This window comes from Vibrio misgurnus (assembly GCF_029635775.1).
Classification (GTDB): domain Bacteria; phylum Pseudomonadota; class Gammaproteobacteria; order Enterobacterales; family Vibrionaceae; genus Vibrio; species Vibrio chanodichtyis.
The window spans coordinates 316,736-338,161 of record NZ_CP113242.1 but is presented as its reverse complement, the minus strand read 5'-3'; the positions used below and the strand labels follow the sequence as shown (position 1 = coordinate 338,161).

The window sequence follows — 21,426 nt, the reverse complement described above, 5'->3', positions numbered from 1 at the left end:
GAAGTTGCAAGTTGTTGGTAGCAAATGGTTTAAAGTTGATTTTCATTGTCACTCTCCTGCCTCGGATGACTTTCCTAGGTCTGACAAGACTCCTACCTGTACTAACCGAGAATGGCTCCTTGGTCAAATGTCCAATGAAGTTGATTGTGTGGTATTAAGTGACCACAATACTGGTGCAGGTCTAGATACCATTCGATCAGAACTAAATGCACTCAAAGCTGAGTTCGATTCTGGTGAGAGTAATGGGTATCGGGACATTGTTATTATGCCTGCAGTGGAGCTCACAGCAGCAGGCAACGTCCATGTTCTTGCTATCTTGCATGACGACGCTACGTCCTCAACCATTAGTGAACTGGTAGGTAGTTGCGGCCTTCCTTCCACCCAAGGCAAGAATCATTCATTGGAGCTGACATATGGTACACGCGGGATTGTTGAGGCTATTCATGGCTTTTCTACACCTGCTTTGGCCATTCTGGCGCATGTAGACGAGCATAAAGGAGTTTTCAAGAATCCCAATCAGGGGTCAGTAAGCTGTGTTTTTGATGCAAATCCAGATGCTATAGAGCTAATCGGTGAGGTGGACGCTCTCGAACCTTATCAGAAGAAACTCATCGAGGATCTGGCTTGGGTAAAAGGGTCTGACGCGCATTCTATTGAAGAGATGGGGCAGGGCTACACGTGGGTTAAGATGATAAAGCCTTCTTTTGAAGGGTTAAAAGTAGCACTGTCTGATCCTAAGCACTGTATAAAACGCGGACCTAAACAGCCACCTGCGATCCCATCGCAGCAAATCACCAAATTAACTTTAAAGACCAAGATGTGCCAAGACGTCGGTGGTAACCCCATCAACATTGACCTGAGCCCTTGGTATACCTCAATTATAGGGAGCCGTGGTTCGGGGAAGTCAACGTTGATAGAAGCGATGCGATTGAGTCTCCGTCGTGATGAAAACCTTCCTCAGATACAACAAAGCAATATCGATGCATTCAAAAAGGTGGGGCCGGAAGGGGCGATGTCACCTGACTCATTCATCGAACTTGAGTACCGTAAAGGTCAAGAGAAATACAAACTGACATGGTCACCGACAAATACTCATTTTCATCACCTCAATAAGGGAAGTGGGCAGTGGGAGGAAGAAGAAACCTTTAATACATCGCGCTTTCCAGTCTCGATTTACTCACAAAAAATGTTGTATGAAATGGCGACTCAACCGAATTCATTTCTACGCGTAATCGATGAAAGTGAAACGGTAAATTATGCTAAGTGGGTACAAGATAAACTCAATCTTGAAACTAAGTATAAGCAGTACTGTTCTGAAGAGCGTGAAGCCCTGCGAGCTATCGAAAACCTAACAATCACTAAAGGCCAACTACAAGACGTTGATCGTAAGCTTCAAACGTTAAAAGAGGCGGGGTTAGAGTCACTTCAACAGGCGCTTACTAACGATAAAGATGAGTTAAGCAAAGCGGAAGGCAGTAAGCAGAAAGTGGACGAACTAATCGAGAAACTGGAAAGTGCTTGCGTGGAAAGCAGCGTAGCAGATATTTACGATACAGAGTCTGATTTAGGCGCGTGGCAACTGGAAGTCAATGAAATTCACGACACCTTGAATGCAGCAGTACTCGCGTTAATTGAAGAGTCAAAGGCAAAGTTGATTAAGTCATCTGAGCAAACTTATCTTCAGACACTCAAGTCCCGAATCGCTGTTAATTCTGCCGAATTAAACACCAAAGTATCTGAATTAAACAACGCGAAAATTGATCACGAAGAACTGAGTGTTCTTATGGACTCGCAAGCGGAATTGCAACGGGTTCTAAATAATGAGCAAGGTCTGAAAGACGACCTTGCTCTAGTTCAAGCAAACAAAGCTGAAGTGTACGGGAAACTCGTCACGCATAGGGAGAATCTAACCAAAGTTCGTAATAAGTTCATCGAGGAGCTTGGTTTAACGGAGCTAAAAATCCAGGTGCTTCCTCTGGCATGTTCGAGCGACCGGTTAGTCAAGGGTTACCAGGCGGCCTCAGGAATCGAAAGATTCGATAGCCACATCTTTGATGAAGGCACTCCGAATAGCTTATTATTTGACCTAAATAATTTTAACAAATTCAATCCTAATAGCGCAGAGCAGCGATATGCTGAGTTGGCAAAACTAAAGCGTTTTCATATCGCTTGTGTCAAAAAGGAAGAGAGTACTGACTATTCCGCGATACATGGTTCACTAAGAACTCGATTGTGGCAGTTGCAGGATGAAAGGTTGGATGACTTACATTGTTGGTTTCCTGACGACGGTCTTCAAATTCAGTTCCAAGATTCGATTGGTCAGTTTCGTCAGTTAGAAAGGGCGTCACCAGGCCAAAAATCTGCGTCTATGTTGTCGTTTTTGATGTCATATGGCGAAGATCCGCTCATCCTAGATCAGCCTGAAGATGACTTGGATTGTGCTATGCTTGCCAGCTCTGTGATTCCTGCGATTTCAAATAATAAGAAACGCAGACAACTAGTAGTCGTAACTCATTCTGCGCCAATTGTGGTGAACGGTGATGCAGAGCTAGTAGTGGGGATGAAACAGCAAGCTCAAAGGTTAGAGCCTCATATCTCTGGAGGACTTCAAGAGGAGACGGTCAAAGAGTTTATATGTTTCCAAATGGAAGGTGGTGAAAAAGCCTTTAGAACTAGATTCAAGCGCATCATAGGTTAGATAAAGCAAACTATAAAGCTCAGCTAAATGTTGAGCTTTTTAATTCCAAGCGTTTAAATCTAACAAGCAATGAATGTGGGATGCAGTGGAACAGTGATTCTAATCACGGCTCAATCAAAAGCCCGTACTTAAATTTTGTAGAGTATTTTGTCTAACAAACTTTGGGGCAAAAGTTTGTTGTCATGTCGACCTAGTTGGTTGCAGGCATTATCGGTATTACGTTCTTTAGGAGCAAAAAACGCCTAATCGGCGGTTATTGATTCCTCACTTTTTCTATCTCTTGCCATACCCGTTCGGATTCTTTGTTGTTCGATTTACCTAACTTGCCGTAGAACTAAGATCATTGATTAAAACGATTGATAAAGCTGAATTTGTGTTCAGAAAGGGCTTTTGTTGGCAAGTAAGGTGGCACGACACTGTTGGTGGTTTATTTAACAAAAAAAACCGTCAGGCGACGGTTTTTTCGGTAGTGCTTTCGCGCTTAAGCGCAGCACTTTTTGTATTTTTTTCCGCTGCCGCAAAGGCATGGATCATTACGGTTTGGTGTTTTATCAAAGGTAATGGTTTTTGGTTTGCTTAATAGCGTATCAAGCTCAAGCGTATTTTCTGGCTGAGTCGAGTCGATAGTAATATTGGCCACGATAGCGTGCTCGGCCAATAATGCGGCAATCTCAACTTTACGCGCTTCGCTGGCGACGATGATCTGGATCGGTGCTTCCTCTGAACCAGCTTTGACATCACGATTCACGTTGTAGCCAGAGATGACATGATTTTGTCTCGCATCGATTCGGCCTTTGAAAAATAGTTTGGACATTTGCCACTCACTGATAGATATGGGGGAGGTTTGGGCGCGATTATACGGAACTCTGGCAATTGATAAAGTGGTACCTTGCAAAACACCACTTCACTTGGCCCGATTTATTGTGCCATTTGTGGCCCACCTTGCGGCACGGTGTTGGGGATCGGGAACAGCTTGTCGTAACCCCAGTTATAAACGAAAGCATAGACCAGATAGAAAGTAACGAAACCAATGTTCAGGCTGAGCGCTGCCAGTAGCGCTAGATCGAGCCACCAGGCAATGACCGGTAGCGTGAGAGCCATAAATCCACCCTCGAAACCGCAGGCATGCACGACTCGTTGGAACAAACTCTTGTGCGGGTGGCCCTGATATTTGAGCAGCAACTGGTCAAAACCGATGTTGTAAACATAGTTCCAGACGGTTGCCAAAATTGAAAACAGCACGGCCAGCGGCCCCATGTGACTGAGTTCGATCCCCGTGGCTAAGCTTGCTAGCGGGGCGGCAATCAGCAGGCCAATCAATTCAAAACCAATCGCATGGCGCAGGCGATCGTTACGTGTGCGCATAAATAGTTCTCTTAAGCAGGTTTAGTGATAAATCGCGGCTAATCTATTGTCATTTGGCGATAGAATCACGTTGGTATCTATCGTTAAAATAGATGGATTGAGTTTTAAATCGGTAACACTAGGGGAAGCATAAAATGAACCCTTCACTGGAAACGCTCCGGATCTTACTGGCTGCCGCTGAGACGGGCTCCTTTTCTGCGGCCGCTCGCAAACTGGGCAAGGCACAATCGGTGGTCAGTACGGCGATTGCCAATCTAGAGATCGATCTGGCACTGACTTTATTTGATCGTTCTGGCCGTTATCCCCAACTGACGGACGCGGGCGCACGGATGGTGCAGGAGGCGGAGATCCTCCTCGCGCAAAGTGAGCATTTGCAAGCGGTGGCTGGCGAGTTAGCGGCAGGGGTTGAGTCACGTCTCACACTGGCTATCGACGATGACTCTCACTTACCTTGGCTTGGAAGTGTGCTGGAGCAGTTCGCGATTCATTATCCGACCGTTGAGTTGGAGCTACTGTTTCCATTGATGGAGGATCTTACCGAGTTGTTGGTCAGCGGGCGTGCCCAATTGGGGATCAGTTATCAAAAAGCGCATCCCCAGCGGGAGATCGCCACCCGTTCCTTGGGAGATGTCGCCATGCCGCTGGTGGTAGCGCCTAGTCATCCACTGGCGCAGCAGAGACCATTGCAGGAGCGTGATTTACAGGGAACGCGTCAACTGATGGCCACGGGGCGGCGAGCAGGCAGTGAGCGTCACCGCTTTCGTCTGTCGGCGCAAGTGTGGTGGATTGAAGGCGATCTCGGCGTATTGGAGCTGGTTAAGCTTGGGCTCGGTTGGGCCGCCATTCCTGAATTTCTGCTGCATCAGCCATTGGCGCGGGGGGAGGTGGTGGTATTAACCCCAGATTGTATCGCCAGCCCCAGATTGGGATTGGAGCTGCAATGGCACCGCGCTCGTCCATTAGGCCAAGCGGGAAACTGGCTTAAAGAGGCGATCTATACGCGAGCTCCTCAGTGAACTTCGAGTATCCTCCATCGCTGTTGGATAGTGTCGATCACGAATTTCGGTAAATGGGTTTAAATTGGAGTACTATGCAGCCATTACCTTGATTGAAGAACACTATGACCATTCCAATCACCAATCTACCGACTACAGAAATTTCTTGTTCAAACTGTCAGGCTTGCTGTTGCCGTCTCGAGGTGATGATCATTACCGATACCGGAGTACCAGAGCGGCATATTGCCTTTGATAAATGGGGCGGAGAAACCATGTTACGTTTGGCGGATGGCTGGTGCTCAGCGTTAGATCGAGAAACATTTATGTGTACCATTTACCAACATCGTCCTTGGATTTGTCGAGAGTTTGAAATGGGCTCTTATGAATGCCAACAGGAAAGAGCAAATTTAACCAATGATGAGAAATAGCGGGATTGAGGCCATGACTGCAAGGTGATTATCAAGTTGCATACCTGTGCTGGGTTATGAATGGATCTGCTGATTTATCCAATTAATTAAAATAAGCTGCCAATTGTGATGGTTATCATAAAAGATTATTTCAATCGGTGAGTATTTGATCGCTTGGCGCGGGACTTGACTTCGATCATTCCTTTCTCGGCAGTCTGCACTCAGGATCGGCGCTGATGGCGAGTCGCTGGTTGGGCGATATCACCTCGGAAGGTTGTCAGATTGCGCTGATGATCGCTATCTCAGCATTGAGCGCTTTGAGCGCCAGACTGGTTATAAACGTGTTGGTTTAGGAGTACACATGCATTTTTCTCTACAGCAATATCTTGCAGAATTGGAACCGTTGATTAATGTCGATTGCGGCACATACACCCTAGAAGGGATCGAGTTTATCGCTAGCCAATTTGAGCAAAAATTTCAGGCAATGCATGGTTGGCAGGTAAAACGTATCGATTGTGGTAAGGCGGGTGTTGGGCTTGAAATTCGCAACCAACCTAACGCAGAGCAGATCGATGTGTTGATGATCGGCCATATGGATACCGTATTCCCAGTCGGCACTGCGCAGGCGCGCCCAATGTCACAAGATGGTGAAAATGCTTATGGTCCAGGTGTGTCGGATATGAAATCCGGCTTGCTCAACATCGTTTATGCGTTGCGCCACCTTGATCCTGAGGTAGTCAATAAACTTTCGATTTGCGTCTGTATGAACCCAGATGAAGAAACCGGCTCTGCTGATTCGGTAGACTGGATCCAATCAGTGGCTAAATCTGCCAAAACCGTGTTGGTCGCTGAAGCGGCGCGCGCTGATGGCGGTTTAGTCAAGGCGCGTAAAGGCCGAATTGGTTACCAAATCAGTTTTAACGGCATTGCTGCCCACGCGGGCAATGATCCAGAAAAAGGTCGTAGTGCGATCACCGAAATGGCTAACTGGATCATAGCGATTAACGCGATGAATAATTTTGAATCCGGTACCACTTTAAATGTGGGTGTTGTTTCTGGCGGAGTTGGGGTCAATATTGTGCCTGACTGTGCTCAAGCGCATATTGATGTTCGATTCTGGGATAATGCTGATTATGATGCGATTGATACTCAACTCAGCGCGATGGCACAAACTCCGTTTGTGGATGGTGTAACGGTAGCGATTGAGCGTGAAGGTTATAAGCCAGCAATGGTTGCTAATTCGCACACTGAAGATCTGATCCAGTTGGTGGAAAACGCCGCGCAAGAGCTGGCGATTGATCTGAATTGGCATGCGGTTGGCGGTGGTTCAGATGCCAATAATACGGCGATTTTGGGCATCCCGACCTTAGATGGCTTAGGCCCGATCGGTGCTTGCTTCCATAGCGACAAAGAATATCTGGTGTTAGCTTCTATCGAACCTCGCATTCGTCTACTGATGCGCGTTCTGGAAAAATTGAGCGCTTAAGTCATCCTGTGATCATTCAATTAAACCCGTGACCTTGGTTGGCACGGGTTTTTTGTTGTGAATCCAATAACCCGAACCGCTATTTGGCCGCTTCGTATTTCAATGGTTTAGACTATCCATCTCTGCGGGCTCTTAACCCACTCTTAACCAGCGGCCGCTTAAACTGCGGCTAGATGGGTAGGAGACAATAAGATGATATTGCGATATTCAGTGATGGCGGTGATGTTAGTCGGGGTGTTGGGTTGTGCCTCTCGTGGGGCCGACTTTACCACTCAAGCGACGCAGATAAGCGATCACACCATGGCACAATTGCTGGCGCAGTTGATGGCAGAACCGTCGGCGGCGTCATCAATCCCAAATGATGCACCAACATACTTGACCGATTTAGTCGATATTCCTGAGCTTGATCAATATCTGCAACATGCTTTACGGCATAACCCAAGCTTGCAGCAAAGCATGCTGGCCTTACAGATAGCCTATGCACAGCAAGGGGTTAGCGTGAGTGAGCAACGGCCACAGATTGAAGCCAGCTTTACGGCTCAAGAGCAGCAAGCCAGTCAGGCGAGTTACACGAGCGAGATCAGCATCAGTTGGGAGCTTGATTTATGGCGAAAATTAGCCGCCAGCAGTGCCGCGGCCGCGAAAGATATCGCCGCTTCCCAAGCTAGCCTGCAGGCCACCAGAGATCTGTTAGCCGCCAATATTATGCGCAATTGGTTGGAGATTAGCCTTCACCAACAGTTGTTGGAGATTGAACAGCGCCGCTTAGCGATATTCGAAAATAACGAAAGCTTGATATTGGGCCGATACCGCGTTGGTTTGGAGAATTTGCAAGCCTTAGACAATGCAAAAACCAGCACCGCCACCACACATGCCACTGTGGCTGAATATCGCGAAAATTTAGCCAAAAGCCAGCGCAATTTATGGCTATTAACCGGTCAGTGGAACTCGACATTGAGCCAGCCGCAAGTGCCGCTCTCCTTTCCCTCCGTGATCAATCCAATCCAGCGTTTAGCGCCGCAAAATATGGCTGGGCGTCCAGACTTACAGCAAGCTTTTTTTAATCTGGAAGCAGAATCCTACCGTAGCGATGCGGCTTATAAAGCTATGCTGCCTTCTTTTAGTTTATCCGCCAGTGTGGCGGATTTTGGCTCTACGCCAAGTCAAGCGTTGTTTACTAGCCCACTATGGAGTTTATTGGGGCAAATTTCCGCCCCCCTGTTTCAAGGTGGCAAATTGAAAGCACAGGCGGAAATGGCCGAGCTCACTGCCGAGCAAGCGTATTGGGCTTATCAAGAGGCATTATTGAATGCGGTCAATGAAGTGGAAAACGCAGTCGGACAAGAAAACGCGTTAGCGCGTCAGCAACAGCATTTAAGCGCGGCTTTGGCCAGTGCCGAGCGCAGTGAACAGAGTTATGAGCAGCAATACCGTGCCGGTTTGATTGATATTTTTGATCTGCTCACTGTGCAGCGGCAAACCTACGATATTGCCGCGCAGCTGGCCAATACCACTTACCAACGCTTATTAAACCGAATTGATTTAGGCCTGGCTTTGGGTCTGGGAGTTGCGTCATGAAAAAACATACGGTGAAATTCGCCATCACTTTGGTCGCGATCGGGGCGATGCTGGCTGTGTTGGCATGGAATGGACGGCAAATGACGCCGATCACTGAGCCACAGCTCGCCGATCCATCAGAGCCAGCCGCTAAATTGGCACAGGTCGCGGTCCAAACCACCTCGCCGGGCAGTTATCAAGCCGAAATCATCGGTTATGGTGAAGCTAAGCCGCGTTATGATTTAACTTTCAGCAGTGAAGTTAGCGGCCGAGTGCATTATTTGGCGGAAAATTTCGCCACCGGTCGAGTGATCAAACAAGGTACGGTGATCGCAAAGCTGGATGACTCAAGTTATCAACAAGCCTTATCTCAAGCGATGGCGGATGTCACATCCACCCATTTAGCGCTGCTGGAAGAGCAGCGGCAAGGTGAACAAGCCAAATCAGAATGGCAACATTCGGGACTCACTGGGGAGCCTGATTCGCCATTAGTATTGCGCCAGCCACAACTGGAGAGTGCCCAAGCCGCCTATGCTTATGCCCAGCAATCTTTGCTCACCGCGCAAAAAAATCTTGCCAATACGGTGATCCGTGCGCCGTTTGATGCGTTAGTGGTGAGTCGTGAAATACAACTTGGTAGCTATCTGAATGTCGATAGCAGTATTGCCACTCTGTACAGCATCGATCAGTTGGAAATTGAGATCCCACTGGCTGATCAGCACTGGAAAAATTTACCCCCGATCGGCGCTGACGAACCGTGGCTGATCACCTTGCGTGATAGCACGACCGAACATCAGTGGCAGGCAAGGGTCGAGCGTCAAACTCAGCACAGCTCAGCCAACACTCGTCAGCGTTCATTGATCGCGGTGGTTGAACGTCCGTTAGAGCAGGCGACGCCCTTGTATCCCGGTACTTTTGTGCAGGCGATCATCACCAGCGAAAAAATGGATCCTCTTTGGGAGTTACCGGCTTCAGCCTTGTCGCAGCAGGGGGACATTTGGACGCTCGATGCGCAAGGCACCTTACAAAAATTCGCCGCCACGCTACGCTTTGCTCAGCGAGATAAAATCTACGTTGTGCCGCCGCAAACCCAGGCTTCTAGCCAAGTGCAAGTGGTTATTCGTCCGTTGAGTCATTTCCAAGTCGGCATGTCTGTGCAACCGAGTGAGGCGCGTTAATATGAGTCATTCAACGCCTCGTGGCATCATTGCGTGGTTTGCGCACAATCCGGTAGCCGCCAATTTATTGATGTTCAGCACCATCATTGTCGGTTTGTTATCGTTTAGCGCTTTACGCCAAGAAGCCTTTCCGAGCCTAGAGCCGGATGAAGTGACCGTTTCGGTGACCTATGACAGCGGTGATCCGTTGCAATCGGAAGAGGGCTTGGCGATTAAAATTGAAGAGGCATTAGAAACGGTGCCGGGTATTAAGCGTATTACCTCCACCTCTGATGCTTCAGGTAGTCAAGTGTCGATTGAAAAACAGACCAACTATGACCTTGATAAACTACTGACCGAAGTAAAAAATAAAGTTGATGCGATCAACAACTTACCAAGCGAAGCCGAAAAACCGGTGATTGATAAGGCGCGTTTGCAAGATCATGCGATTTGGGTACAGCTGTATGGCGATGCCGATCGCAGCACGTTGCAAACCTTGGCTCAACAACTCAAATCGGATCTACTGAGCCAAAGCGCGATCCGTGATCTGGAAATTAAAGCTTACCTTGATCCGCTGCTGTCGGTGGAAGTCGATGAGCGAACACTGCAAGCCTATAGTTTGACGCTGAATGATATCGCCGAGCGGATTAATGCGGAGTCGAACAGTGCGATTGCCACCAGCTTGCGTAATCCTGATAAAACCGTGCGCTTGAAAGCTTCCGAGCAAGCTTATTCGGTGGACGCTTTTAAAGCGATCCCGGTGGTGACGGCATCCAATGGTAGCCAATTAACCTTAGGTGAGATTGCTCGTGTCGAAGATGCGTTTGCAGAAGATAGCTATGTTGTCTCGCGTTATAACCAACATAATGCGATGAGCATTCAAATCGTAATGGATGAAAACAGCGATGTGGTGGATATTGTTGAGCAAGCCAAGCGAGTGGTAGCCGAGTGGCAAACCAGTGATCGGCTGCCTGATAACGTCGCAATGGCGACATGGTATGACAAGAGCCAAATGATCAAAGAGCGTTTATCGTTGCTGGCGAAAAATGCCCTGACGGGGATTGGGTTGGTCTTTATCGTGTTGGCGCTGTTTTTAAATATTCGCGTTGCGTTTTGGGTTGCCGCATCGCTGCCGTTTGTGTTTTGCGGTACGCTATTTTTTATGACCGATTCGTGGATGGGCTTAACCATTAACGAAATGACCACATTTGGTTTCATTATGGCGCTAGGGATTGTGGTGGATGATGCGGTGGTGGTGGGTGAGAGTATTTACACCACCCGGCGTGCAGAAGGCGACACGCTCAACAGCACCATTAAAGGTACGCTCAGAGTCGCAGCACCAACGATTTTTGGGGTGTTAACCACAGTGGTGGCATTTCTTTCTATAGCTGCGGTCGAGGGCAAAATGGGGCAAATTTACGCCCAGTTTGCCACCGTAGTGGTGATTTGCTTGCTACTGTCATTGGTCGAATCTAAGTTTATCCTGCCGGCTCATTTGGCGCACATTAATACCCAGCGCAGTGAGAGCAAGGGCATCTGGAGTCGTGTGCAACGTGCCACAGAGCACGGCTTAGAGTGGTTTAATCAAAACATTTATCAGCCAGTGATCCAGTTTGCCATCGAGTTGCGTTATGCGGTGATTGTGGGCTTTGTGGCGATTTTCTTGTTGGTGATCGGGATGCCTATGACTGGTGCGGTGCGGGTGGCTTTCTTTCCCGATATTGCGGGTGATACGGTCAGCGCCGAAATCAGCTTATATAACGATGTGAGTTTTGGTCAGACTCACGCCAACTTGTTGCAGTTGGAAAGTGATGCGCTTGAAGTTGAGCGGCAGTTCCGCGTTCAAACCGCGAGTCGCGCGGCTTCTTATATCACCAGCATTCAAGTGATCGCCGAGGAGGATAAACTCGGCACGGTAAAGATCGAACTGGCGACCGATGCGCCATTCAGTACCAATGATTTTGCTGCCGCTTGGTTGGCGATGTCGCAAGGCATGGAAGGGGTTAAAAAGTTAAAAGTCATGTCATCCCAAGAGATGGTGGATAACTTTAAGGTTGAATTAAAAGCCGATGACGTAGCCCAACTCACGGCGGCGGGTCATCAGTTTAAGCTGGCGCTCCAAACTATTGAGGGGGTGAGCGGGATTGATGACAACCTAGATTTAGGTGAGCCGCAGTACCGATTTGAGCTGACCGAGCAAGGGCGGGCACTGGGTATGGATTCGGCCACTCTTGCTCAGCAAGTGCTGCAAAATTTTGGTGGTGATATTGTCCAGCGATTCCAACGTGGCAAGGATGAGGTGAAAGTGCGGGTTCGTTACCCTGCAACCGATCGGCAAACCTTAGCTGATATTCAGCGGGCGAGTGTGCGCACCCCAACCGGTAGCGTGGTGCCTTTAGTAGCCGTGGCTAAGGTTTATCGCGAATATCAACCAGCAGAAATCACCCGTATCGATAATCAACGAGCGGTCTATTTAACTGCCGCAGTGGATAAGTCGGTGATCTCTTCAAATGAACTGGTTAACCAACTGAAAGCTTCACTGGTGCCGCAATTAACCGCCAGTTACCCAGCCCTGAAGATTGATTTCACCGGTGAGGCAGAGCAGCAGCAAGAATCAACCAGTTCAATGCAAACCACCTTTGTACTGGCGTTGGTGGTGATCTTTGTGTTGTTGGCTGTGCCACTGAAATCCTACGTGCAACCGATGATTATTATGGTCGCGATCCCGTTTGGTATTGTGGGGGCGATCCTTGGCCACTGGTGGAATGACTTAACCATCAGTATTTTATCACTCAATGGCATACTGGCGCTGAGTGGGGTTGTGGTTAATGACAGCTTATTGCTGGTGTCTCGTTACAATGAATTGGTGCGTGCGCAAAAGATGCCTCCGGCAGCCGCCATCAAGCTGGCTTGTAGTAGCCGATTGCGCGCGGTATTGCTCACCTCAATCACGACATTTGCTGGTTTAGCTCCGTTATTGGGGGAAACATCAATGCAAGCGCAGTTTTTGATCCCAGCCGCCGCGGCACTGGGTTACGGTATTTTGTTTGCGACCTTAATTACCTTGATCCTAACCCCATCCCTGTTGATGATTGACCATGATATCCGCTGCTTGATCGCTCGTTTGGCACAGTACGCCAAGTGTCAATTCGCCAAGAACCCATCCGCGTCCCATCAATCGAGTGGTTCACCAGATCAACCAACTTAATCAACTAAGGCCCAGATGTTCTGCAGGGCGGAGAGACACATGAGTATTGAAAAATGAGTATTGAAAACCTGCAATTATTGCTGATTGAGGATGATTTGGACCTAGCCAAAGCGGTGATTGATTATCTCGAACTGGAAGATATTCAATGCGATCATGCTTCTAATGGGGTGTCTGGATACCAATTAATTAAACAAAATAATTACGATACGGTTATTTTGGATCTGAATTTACCTAAGCTGAGTGGCCTTGAGGTTTGTGCTAAGTTGCGTGCGCAGGGCATGGATGTGCCGATTTTAATGCTCACCGCTCGCGATACCTTGGAGGATAAACTGGCTGGTTTTGCGCACGGAGCGGATGATTACTTGGTTAAACCGTTTGCTATGCAAGAGCTGATTATGCGAGCGCAGGTATTGTCGAGTCGCAGAAGCGGTCGAGTGACAAAGTTGATGATTGAAGGTGTGGTGCTGGATATGCAAACCCAAACCGCGACTCGCGATGGCTGCACGCTTAACCTCACGCCAATCGGTTTTAAATTGCTGGTCAGCTTGATGCGTGCTAGCCCAGCTCTGCTGACGCGTGACCAATTGATGCACAGTGTATGGGGAGAAGATCCACCAGACAGTAACAGTTTAAAGGTACACATGCATAACCTAAGAAAAGCGGTGGATGGTACACGTGCAGATAAGTTAATCCATACCCTTGTGGGGCGTGGTTTTGTGTTTAGACGTGAGGCTAATTAATGCAACTTAGGCGCAGTTTACGGATCTATTTTCTAGCGATCATGCTATTGGTCGGGGCGATGACCATTTTGTTTATGTCGGGAATTGCGGTCAGTTATTTTTTCTCTGGTATGGACATGGCGGTTGCGCGTTCGATGCGCGTACAAGCGCGCACGCTAGCCGCGGAAGATTATCCAGTTATTCAAGATGACATGATCTTCGCCACCGATTGGCAAATGCTACCCATGCCGATCCAAACTCACTTTAGCGAATCTGATTTAGCGCCCAATCAACTGGCAAAGCATATTGACGGTATACCGCTGTTTGAGCCACCGAAAGCGGGCTTGTTTGTAATGAAAATTGTCGATAACGGTAAGCAACTGTATGCTGCGATTGTGCTCCCGCCACCCAGTACACATTTAGCGTTTGAGGACGATGAAGTACCGCATTTTTACTACATCATTTTAACCGCGCTAGGGGGCTTATTGTTATTTTCTGCGGCATTGGTGATGATCTTACGCAGTGTATCAACGCCAGTTGAAAATCTTAAAGATTGGGCAAAATCGCTGAATAATCAAAAGCTCAGTGAGCCATTACCACATTTTCATTACAGTGAGCTCAATACCTTAGCGGCAATTATTCAAACCAGTTTTCGCACCGTACAAGACAGCCTAGATCGCGAAAAGCGCTTTCTCGGCTATACCGGACATGAATTGAGAACTCCGATCGCGGTAATGCGCACCAATGCCGAGTTACTGAGTAAGTTAGTTGCCAAAGAGAGCGATAAAGATAAACAAATCGCGGTATTACAGAGAATTGAGCGGGCGGCTTTTACCATGACCGATGTGACCGAAACGTTGTTGTGGCTCAATCGGCAGCAGGAACAACCTTTGCCCACCACCACGGTGGCGCTCGGTGAACTGGTTAGCCAAATCAAACAAGATCTGGTTTATTTGTTGCACGATAAGTCAGTAAACGTGGTGGTGTTGACCGATGCCAGCACACTGGAATTGCCTGTCGGTTTATGTCGAATAGTGATCAGTAATTTGATCCGCAACGCTTTTCAACATACTTATGGTGGCAATGTGGTGATTAAGCAAGTCGGCTGTCAGCTCACCATCGATAATCACAATCATCCACGTCATGAACAAGCCAAGGAGCTTGGATTTGGCTTGGGATTAGAGCTGACTGAACGATTAGTTAAGCAGTATGCTTGGTATTACCAAAACACGACCACTGAGCACGGGCACAGTGTCATGTTACGTTTTTGCTCTGATTCTCCGGTCAGTTAAGCAAACCAAGAGTGGATAGGGCACAGATACAGCAATCAGCTGGAGAGAAAAAGAGCCACTGAAGGTGGCTCTTGAGCATTAAGCGAGAGTGTTGTTAGCCGGTTAGCCAATAATCATCTTACTCAGTACTAAGCCGGCGCAACAAGCCGAGATCACCGCAATCAGGCCAACGACCATAAACGAGTGGTTGAAATACCACTTACCGATCTTGGTGGTACCGGTGTTATCGAAGTTGACGGTGGCAATATCCGATGGGTAGTTAGGGATAAAGAAGTAACCATACAGTGCGGGCATTAAGCCAATCAGCAGTGCCGGTTCTAAGCCCAGTCCTAAGCCCACTGGCAGCATCATCCGCGCAACTGCCGCCTGGGAGTTAACCACTACCGACACAATAAACAGCGCTAAGGCGAACGTCCAAGGGTAGCTGGTGACCATTTCAACGATGCCAGATTTAAATTGCGGCATCGCGTATTGGAAGTAAGTATCCGACATCCAAGCAATACCAAAAATGGCAATTGCCGCCACCATGCCAGATTTAAAGACTACGCCATTGGGCACGGCGCGTGGGTCGGTTTTGGTGGCGAGCAGAATGATACCGCCAAAGCACAGCATGATCATCTGGATCACCATATCCATGCCAATCGGTTTACTGCCCGCTTGAATGGTACGGATCTCAGGCCACATCGCAATTACCACGATCACCAAGATTGAGGAGATAAACAGCAATACCGAGTTGCGAGCCGAGTTCGGCAAGGTTTCATCCAGAGAGGTGGCTGTAGTATTGAGGATTTTTTCACGCCAGACCGGATCTTGCAGCCGAGCTTGGTATTCTGGATCATCTTCCAGTTCTTTACCGCGTCTTAGGCTGTAGAGCGCCATCAACAAAGTACCAAACAAGGTGGCAGGAATGGTCACCATCAGAATCGATAACAAGGTGAGGCTGTGATTAATGTTGACCAATTCTGCCAAGTAATACACCACCGCGGCCGAAATGGGTGAAGCGGTGATCGCGATTTGCGAGGCCACTGAAGCCGCAGCCATTGGACGTTCGGGACGAATGCCATTTTTCAGCGCGACATCACCAATGATTGGCATAATCGAATAAACGGCATGGCCGGTGCCGAGCATAAAGGTCATACCGTAAGTGACAAATGGTGCAATCAAGGTCACGCGCTTGGGATTTCTGCGCAGCATACGTTCCGCGACTTGCAGCATATATTTTAGGCCGCCGGCGGCTTCGAGAATCGAGGCACAGGTTACCACGGCTAAAATGATCAGCATCACCGTGATCGGTGGCGAGGTGGGTGGCATCTTAAAGACGAACACTTCGATAACCAGACCAATCCCAGATACAACGCCAAGTCCAATCCCGCCATATCGTGAGCCGATATACAGCATTAGCAGCAGAAACAAAAACTCCAAATACAACATTCAATGTTCCCTATATTTAATTGAATTGGTATGCATTGTCGGATGTCATTTGCAAAAATGATGGAGCCGAGCTCACAGAATCTTAGCTCGATCAAATGGGATGATGATATTCAGAGTTTTATCACACTATGGTGCTGAAAAATAACGTCTTCTGTTGGTGAGGTGTAAGGATTTTGTTGCGTGACATCACATGGCATGGATGTCACCAACCCAGTACAACTCTGGGTTGGTGGATATCGATAGCACTAATTAATCGTACAGGGTTGGGATAGGCTGACGCTTATGTTGCGTGGCATGATAAATCGCCACTAAGCGTTGGCTAACTTCCACTGCGACCGGTTTACCTTCCAGAAAATCATCAATCTGCTCATAAGTGAGATTAAGCGCTGCTTCGTCGGCTTTTTGTGGGGCTAATTCTTCCAGATCGGCGGTTGGGGTTTTATATACCAGTTGTTCTGGGGCGCCGAGGGTTTTCGCCACTAGGCGAACTTGACGTTTATTAAGACCAAACAGTGGTGCGAGATCGCACGCTCCATCGCCAAATTTGGTGTAAAAACCGGTGATGTTTTCTGCTGAATGGTCAGTACCTAGCACTAGGCCACCGACATAGCCGGCGATTTCATACTGGGCCACCATGCGGGCGCGAGCTTTGACGTTGCCTTTGATAAAATCAATCTTGGCAGGATCATTAGGAACTAAGCCCCTATCGGTCAACGCTTGTTGTGCAGCGGCATGTAGCCCATCGACACCGGCTTTGATATTCACTGAGACTGAATGGCTAGGGCGGATAAAAGAGAGGGCGAGTTGGGCTTCCGCTTCATCTTTTTGCTCGCCGTAAGGCAAACGCACCGCAATAAATTGGTATTCAGAGGTATTGTGTTGCTGATTGAGATCTTCAATAGCAAGTTGAGCTAACCGGCCACAGGTTGTCGAGTCAACACCACCACTAATACCCAATACCAAGGATTTGCAGCCAGCTTCGGTCAGCTTATGTTTAATAAAAGCAACGCGGCGTTCGATTTCAAACAACGGATCAATTGAAGGCAATACGCGCATTTGTTGACGGATCTTGTGTTCCATAGGTTCCATTCCTGCAAGCAATGTCAAATTTTCAGTGTATGATAACGCAATTCACTGGCAAGCAGGGGACACAATGAAAAAAATCGCGGTGTTTGGCAGCGCGTTTAATCCGCCCACCTTAGGTCATAAAAGCATTATTGATGCACTCGGTCATTTCGATCTGATTTTATTGGTGCCGAGCATTGCTCATGCTTGGGGGAAGACCATGTTGGATTATGAGCTGCGTAATCAACTGGTTGATCAGTTCATCGAGGATATTGGCTCAAGCAAAGTGCAACGAAGCGATGTTGAAGAAATTTTATACACACCAGAAAATACCGTCACTACTTATGCGGTGCTCACCCACTTGCAAGCCCAGTATCCAGAAGATGAGTTGACGTTTGTGATCGGGCCGGACAATCTGCTTAATTTTGCTCAATTTTATCAAGCCGAGCAGATTTTGCAGCGCTGGACGGTGATGGCTTGTCCAGAGAAACTGACGGTACGCAGCACTATGCTGCGTGAGGCTTTGCAAGCGGGACAACCGATCCATGCATTAACCACTCCAGGTGTGGCGCAACTGTTACTCGATCAGCAGTGGTATCTCAATTAAGCGTATGATTGATATGGACTTGGCTGAGTGACATCTCAACTCAGCCAAACGCTGACCAAGCACAGTCGTATTTGGTCAGCGTGACAGGGGAGGGTTATTCACTCTCAGTTAGTTAGGTATTAACTTAGGCGTTAACCGGTTGCTGTTTTTGCTGCTGCCAGCGAGTTTGGCGCAAATGAAAGCCACAAAACAGCACAAACCATACGCTACTCGCCGCTAAACCGGCCCACACCGAGTGCAGTAAGCCCATCGCCAAATAACCCAATAATGCTCCGCTAGCCGCGCTGAGCGCATAGGGCAACTGAGTGACCACATGGTCGATATGATGGCTGCCTGCACCCGTGGCGGAAAGAATACTGGTGCTAGAAATTGGTGAAGCATGATCGCCAAACACTGCGCCAGCCAGTACCGCAGAAAGAGTCGGCAACATTAGGCTAATATCCGATGCGGCCGCTATATCGCCGGCTAACGGCAGCATAATTCCGAAAGTGCCCCAACTGGTACCAGTGGCAAAGGCCATCAAACAAGACAGCACAAACACTAAGGCAGGCAGCAGTTCAACCGGCAGATTGCCTTGAGTCAAGGAAGCGAGATAGACCCCAGTTTGCAGATCGCGCACCACGCCACCAATCGTCCATGCAAACAGCAAAATGATGATAGCGGGCATCATGGCCATCACCCCTTTGGGGGCGGTCGCCAGCCAAGTTTGTGCGGAAAGCTTTAAGCGCAATGACAAAGCCACCGAAACCGCGAGGCTACACAACGCAGCATAAACCAAAGACTGAGCCACATCGGTGTTTTCTAACGCTCCAATCAAGGAAAAGGGCTGCTCGGCTGCGACTAATGCGTGGTTACCGGTATAGAGCATAAAGAACAGGGTAGTGATGGTCAGTACCGCGATGGGTAACACCATATCCAGCATTGTGCCTTGTGCGCTGTCGCCGCCTTCCATATCTAATCCGGCCGGACGACCTTTGTGCTCATCCCACAATTTGCCTTCACGCGCCCACGCTTCATGTTGGCGCATCGGGCCAATATCCATCGGCAGGAAGATCACCACAAGCACCATCAGCAGGGTAAATACTGCATACAGATTCATCGGGATCATCTGTACAAAAGCAGAAATGGCACTGATTTCTGTCATCTCATGCGCGGTTAAAATGCCGCCAATCAGGGCAATAATATAAGCCCCCCAAGAAGAAATCGGAGTGATCACACACACCGGTGCAGCAGTCGAGTCGAGCAGATACGCTAGCTTAGCGCGTGAGATTTGGAAACGATCGGTCACCGGGCGGCAAATCGCCCCCACTGAGAGGCTATGAAAGAAATCGTCAATAAAAAAGGCAAACACCATCAAGCCAGTCAGCGCTTTGGCACTGCGGCGATCTTTACATTTGCGCTCTGCCCATAAGGCGAAAGCGCGGGTTGCGCCGGATGCGGTCATTAAACTGATCAAGCCACCGAGCAGCAGCATAAACAGCAGCATATTGATGTTTTCAGTGTTGGGCGCACCCTCTGACCACAATAACCCGCTAATTTTAGCCAACAGATATTGCAAAGTCGTCAGGGGGGAAAAATGGTTGAGCATGACGGCACCAGCGATAATCCCTGCGCCTAGCGAGAGTAAAACTCGGCGCGTGGTGATCGCCAGTAGCACCGCGAGCAGCGGCGGAATGACCGAATAAATCGAGTCAGAATAAAGGGCTAAATTCATGGATCTCACATCACCTTTTCAGGTGGAGATCTACCAGCAGGATAAAAAACACATTTCAGCGAAATAACACTTCTTATCCTTCAAGGTAGCGCTCCATAGACAACAAACTATGGCAGTCCGGCATTTGTTCAATGCTGGCCCAGCGAACGTTGATGACGCAACGAACGCTTCGGCGCTGTACCCTTTAACCAGTCCTCATCGGGGTCAACCTACGACTGGCGACTCATGAACAGCGCGCCTCTACTTAAAGGAAGTATCACGTTGAGAAGTTGATTCAAAACGTGATATGGCGCGTATATTACTGCCTTTTTAGTCGACGACAAGATTTAATTTTGTCTTTTCCGCCACGAAATGGATCTCGTATGGCATAGCCGATTGATAGCGCTAACGTTTTGCGGTTACACCGCAAGCGGCATCTCATCCGCTGGTGGTTGTTTGCTATAAACTCGTTTTAGCCCCCACAGTGCGATGATCGACATCAGCAACATAATCATGCCGAGTGGTAGCTGATTTGTCGCCGGGTACATGGCCGCGAGCAAAGTCGCTAAACCGGCCCCTAAATTCTGCATTCCTCCCAAAATCGCCCCGCCAGTCCCAGCATGATAAGGGAAAGGGGAGAGCGCACCCGTGGTGGCGGCTGGGAATAAAATACCGGCACCGAGAAAGTAAATGGTTGCCCCGCTGATCAAAGACCAAGCGTTGGTGATGTCAAACAAGCCCGGCAGCATGATCACTAATGAACCAATCAGGATGGCACTTAAACCAACCTGCATGGCCATTTTTTCACGCCAGTGCTGGCTGATAAGGTTAGACAGCCAAGCTCCGGTTAAATAACCTGGGATCGGCAGTACAAACAGTAAACTTACCGTTGTCGCAGGCAGCGCCAATACTCCGCCCAATAACACCCCAGCCGCGGCTTCAAATACTGCGAGTCCGGCGAAGGTTGCCACTAAGCAGATCAAATAGCCTTGGAAGCGGCGGGTAGCAAGCACATGCTGATAGCTGCGCAACACAGGTTCTTTCCGGCGAGCGTGGGCAGGTAGCGTTTCTATCATGCGGGTTAGCATAGTGATCACGACCGCGATAGCAAACAGCGATAAAAATAAGTAGCTTGAACGCCAACCGAAGGTTTCCGTCAGTACGCCGCCTAACACTGGCGCGACCAGCGGTGAAAAAATCAAACACATGCTGATTAAACTATTGACTTTGTGCAGGCGTTCGCCCTCAAAACAATCACGCGAAAGGGTGCGTGACATCGCGCCACCACAACCAATTCCTAAGCCTTGTACAAAGCTGCCGATCAGAAACCATGAGTATTGATGAGCAAAAAGCGCCATCAGTGAACCCAAAATATAGATCAGTAATCCTGCGATGATGATCGGTTTACGGCCAATCCGATCGGACAGAGTACCGTAGACAAATTGCGATAAACCGTATGGGATAAGATAACAAGCCATGACCGCCTGTAATGCGGCGGGTGAAACCAGAAACTCTTGTGCCATGTAGCCGATAGAAGGCACGTACATCGTTTGGGTTGCCTGACCGACTGCAGTCAGAATAGCGATAAAAAAGGTTAATTTTGCAACGGAAAGTGGGGCAGACATCGTTATCTCCAGCTAAAAACCATATCTGATTAAAATCATCTAATGAAAAAATAGAACAGGGTCTGATTGTTGGTGCGAGATGGTATTGCTGAGAGCCTTATCTAGCAATCGATTATTGCCA

Annotated in this window: 16 protein-coding genes, 1 pseudogene and 1 riboswitch; of the genes and pseudogenes, 10 read left to right on the top strand and 7 right to left on the bottom strand. The window is 48.5% G+C overall.

The features are described from left to right. The first annotated feature begins 4 nt into the window (after nucleotides 1-4). Nucleotides 5-2,698, top strand: coding sequence for an anti-phage protein Ppl (gene ppl, locus OOK74_RS13300; RefSeq protein WP_278183573.1), 2,694 nt, complete (start codon nucleotides 5-7; stop codon nucleotides 2,696-2,698). Between the two features lie 253 nt (nucleotides 2,699-2,951). On the opposite strand, the pseudogene OOK74_RS13295 reads toward ppl, so the two are convergent. The 3 genes and pseudogenes from OOK74_RS13295 to OOK74_RS13285 all read right to left on the bottom strand — a co-directional run. Beyond that, nucleotides 2,952-3,029: pseudogene (locus OOK74_RS13295) on the bottom strand (integrase); the annotation flags it as partial. A 150-nt stretch (nucleotides 3,030-3,179) separates the two neighbouring features. Continuing rightward, a complete protein-coding gene (locus OOK74_RS13290; protein WP_166015107.1) occupies nucleotides 3,180-3,512 on the bottom strand; it encodes a PBPRA1643 family SWIM/SEC-C metal-binding motif protein in 333 nt (110 codons plus the stop codon). Between the two features lie 104 nt (nucleotides 3,513-3,616). Continuing rightward, nucleotides 3,617-4,063 carry a PACE efflux transporter gene (locus OOK74_RS13285; protein WP_277207050.1) on the bottom strand — a complete coding sequence of 149 codons (447 nt, stop codon included), beginning with the start codon at nucleotides 4,061-4,063 and terminating at the stop codon, nucleotides 3,617-3,619. A gap of 134 nt (nucleotides 4,064-4,197) precedes the next feature. On the opposite strand from OOK74_RS13285, the gene OOK74_RS13280 reads away from it, so the two are divergent. The 8 genes from OOK74_RS13280 (at nucleotide 4,198) to OOK74_RS13245 (ending at nucleotide 14,884) form a co-directional block, all read left to right on the top strand. Next, the gene (locus OOK74_RS13280) at nucleotides 4,198-5,079 is read left to right on the top strand and encodes a LysR family transcriptional regulator (RefSeq protein ID WP_277207049.1); all 882 of its coding nucleotides are present in this window, start codon (nucleotides 4,198-4,200) and stop codon (nucleotides 5,077-5,079) included. A 104-nt stretch (nucleotides 5,080-5,183) separates the two neighbouring features. Beyond that, on the top strand, nucleotides 5,184-5,486 hold the full coding sequence (locus OOK74_RS13275) for a YkgJ family cysteine cluster protein (protein WP_274723368.1): 303 nt from the start codon (nucleotides 5,184-5,186) through the stop codon (nucleotides 5,484-5,486). Between the two features lie 340 nt (nucleotides 5,487-5,826). Next, on the top strand, nucleotides 5,827-6,951 hold the full coding sequence (locus OOK74_RS13270; RefSeq protein WP_278183572.1) for a M20 family metallopeptidase: 1,125 nt from the start codon (nucleotides 5,827-5,829) through the stop codon (nucleotides 6,949-6,951). A 192-nt stretch (nucleotides 6,952-7,143) separates the two neighbouring features. After that, entirely contained in the window at nucleotides 7,144-8,529 is a 1,386-nt protein-coding gene (locus OOK74_RS13265) for a TolC family protein (RefSeq protein WP_278183571.1), read from the top strand. Then, complete coding sequence (locus OOK74_RS13260) at nucleotides 8,526-9,686, top strand: efflux RND transporter periplasmic adaptor subunit (protein WP_278183570.1); 1,161 nt, start codon at nucleotides 8,526-8,528, stop codon at nucleotides 9,684-9,686. Before OOK74_RS13265 ends, OOK74_RS13260 begins: the two co-directional genes overlap by 4 nt. 1 nt (nucleotide 9,687) lies before the next feature. Continuing rightward, nucleotides 9,688-12,873: an efflux RND transporter permease subunit gene (locus OOK74_RS13255; protein WP_278183569.1), complete on the top strand. Its 3,186-nt coding sequence runs from the start codon at nucleotides 9,688-9,690 to the stop codon at nucleotides 12,871-12,873. 53 nt (nucleotides 12,874-12,926) lie between these two features. Next, nucleotides 12,927-13,613: a response regulator transcription factor gene (locus OOK74_RS13250; RefSeq protein WP_278183568.1), complete on the top strand. Its 687-nt coding sequence runs from the start codon at nucleotides 12,927-12,929 to the stop codon at nucleotides 13,611-13,613. Continuing rightward, on the top strand, nucleotides 13,613-14,884 hold the full coding sequence (locus tag OOK74_RS13245) for a sensor histidine kinase (RefSeq protein ID WP_278183567.1): 1,272 nt from the start codon (nucleotides 13,613-13,615) through the stop codon (nucleotides 14,882-14,884). The genes OOK74_RS13250 and OOK74_RS13245 overlap by 1 nt, the downstream gene beginning before the upstream one ends. A gap of 102 nt (nucleotides 14,885-14,986) precedes the next feature. Here the strand turns inward: OOK74_RS13245 and OOK74_RS13240 are convergent, their stop codons facing one another. Continuing rightward, on the bottom strand, nucleotides 14,987-16,315 hold the full coding sequence (locus tag OOK74_RS13240; protein WP_166015103.1) for an anaerobic C4-dicarboxylate transporter: 1,329 nt from the start codon (nucleotides 16,313-16,315) through the stop codon (nucleotides 14,987-14,989). Between the two features lie 249 nt (nucleotides 16,316-16,564). Continuing rightward, complete coding sequence (gene nadE / locus OOK74_RS13235; protein WP_278183566.1) at nucleotides 16,565-17,395, bottom strand: NAD(+) synthase; 831 nt, start codon at nucleotides 17,393-17,395, stop codon at nucleotides 16,565-16,567. Nucleotides 17,396-17,468: 73 nt separating this feature from the next. Here nadE and OOK74_RS13230 point away from each other — a divergent pair, with 73 nt between their 5' ends. Beyond that, entirely contained in the window at nucleotides 17,469-17,987 is a 519-nt protein-coding gene (locus OOK74_RS13230) for a nicotinate-nicotinamide nucleotide adenylyltransferase (RefSeq protein WP_274723376.1), read from the top strand. A 124-nt stretch (nucleotides 17,988-18,111) separates the two neighbouring features. On the opposite strand, the gene OOK74_RS13225 is transcribed toward OOK74_RS13230, so the two are convergent. Further along, the gene (locus OOK74_RS13225) at nucleotides 18,112-19,701 is read right to left on the bottom strand and encodes a Na+/H+ antiporter NhaC family protein (protein WP_274723377.1); all 1,590 of its coding nucleotides are present in this window, start codon (nucleotides 19,699-19,701) and stop codon (nucleotides 18,112-18,114) included. Between the two features lie 78 nt (nucleotides 19,702-19,779). Next, a riboswitch (Lysine riboswitch) is annotated at nucleotides 19,780-19,952 on the bottom strand. Between the two features lie 147 nt (nucleotides 19,953-20,099). Next, nucleotides 20,100-21,305 (bottom strand): multidrug efflux MFS transporter EmrD, encoded by a 1,206-nt coding sequence (gene emrD / locus OOK74_RS13220; RefSeq protein WP_274723378.1) that lies wholly within the window; start codon nucleotides 21,303-21,305, stop codon nucleotides 20,100-20,102. Nucleotides 21,306-21,426: the final 121 nt, after the last annotated feature.

Bases quoted from the DNA above. Each gene is read 5' to 3' on its own strand.
- OOK74_RS13230 (WP_274723376.1), top strand. From the start codon at position 17,469: ATGAAAAAAATCGCGGTGTTTGGCAGCGCGTTTAATCCGCCCACCTTA.
- OOK74_RS13240 (WP_166015103.1), bottom strand. From the start codon at position 16,315: ATGTTGTATTTGGAGTTTTTGTTTCTGCTGCTAATGCTGTATATCGGC.
- OOK74_RS13255 (WP_278183569.1), top strand. From the start codon at position 9,688: ATGAGTCATTCAACGCCTCGTGGCATCATTGCGTGGTTTGCGCACAAT.
- OOK74_RS13250 (WP_278183568.1), top strand. From the start codon at position 12,927: ATGAGTATTGAAAACCTGCAATTATTGCTGATTGAGGATGATTTGGAC.
- OOK74_RS13290 (WP_166015107.1), bottom strand. From the start codon at position 3,512: ATGTCCAAACTATTTTTCAAAGGCCGAATCGATGCGAGACAAAATCAT.
- OOK74_RS13260 (WP_278183570.1), top strand. From the start codon at position 8,526: ATGAAAAAACATACGGTGAAATTCGCCATCACTTTGGTCGCGATCGGG.
- nadE (WP_278183566.1), bottom strand. From the start codon at position 17,395: ATGGAACACAAGATCCGTCAACAAATGCGCGTATTGCCTTCAATTGAT.
- OOK74_RS13275 (WP_274723368.1), top strand. From the start codon at position 5,184: ATGACCATTCCAATCACCAATCTACCGACTACAGAAATTTCTTGTTCA.
- emrD (WP_274723378.1), bottom strand. From the start codon at position 21,305: ATGTCTGCCCCACTTTCCGTTGCAAAATTAACCTTTTTTATCGCTATT.
- OOK74_RS13225 (WP_274723377.1), bottom strand. From the start codon at position 19,701: ATGAATTTAGCCCTTTATTCTGACTCGATTTATTCGGTCATTCCGCCG.
- OOK74_RS13285 (WP_277207050.1), bottom strand. From the start codon at position 4,063: ATGCGCACACGTAACGATCGCCTGCGCCATGCGATTGGTTTTGAATTG.
- OOK74_RS13265 (WP_278183571.1), top strand. From the start codon at position 7,144: ATGATATTGCGATATTCAGTGATGGCGGTGATGTTAGTCGGGGTGTTG.
- OOK74_RS13280 (WP_277207049.1), top strand. From the start codon at position 4,198: ATGAACCCTTCACTGGAAACGCTCCGGATCTTACTGGCTGCCGCTGAG.
- OOK74_RS13245 (WP_278183567.1), top strand. From the start codon at position 13,613: ATGCAACTTAGGCGCAGTTTACGGATCTATTTTCTAGCGATCATGCTA.
- OOK74_RS13270 (WP_278183572.1), top strand. From the start codon at position 5,827: ATGCATTTTTCTCTACAGCAATATCTTGCAGAATTGGAACCGTTGATT.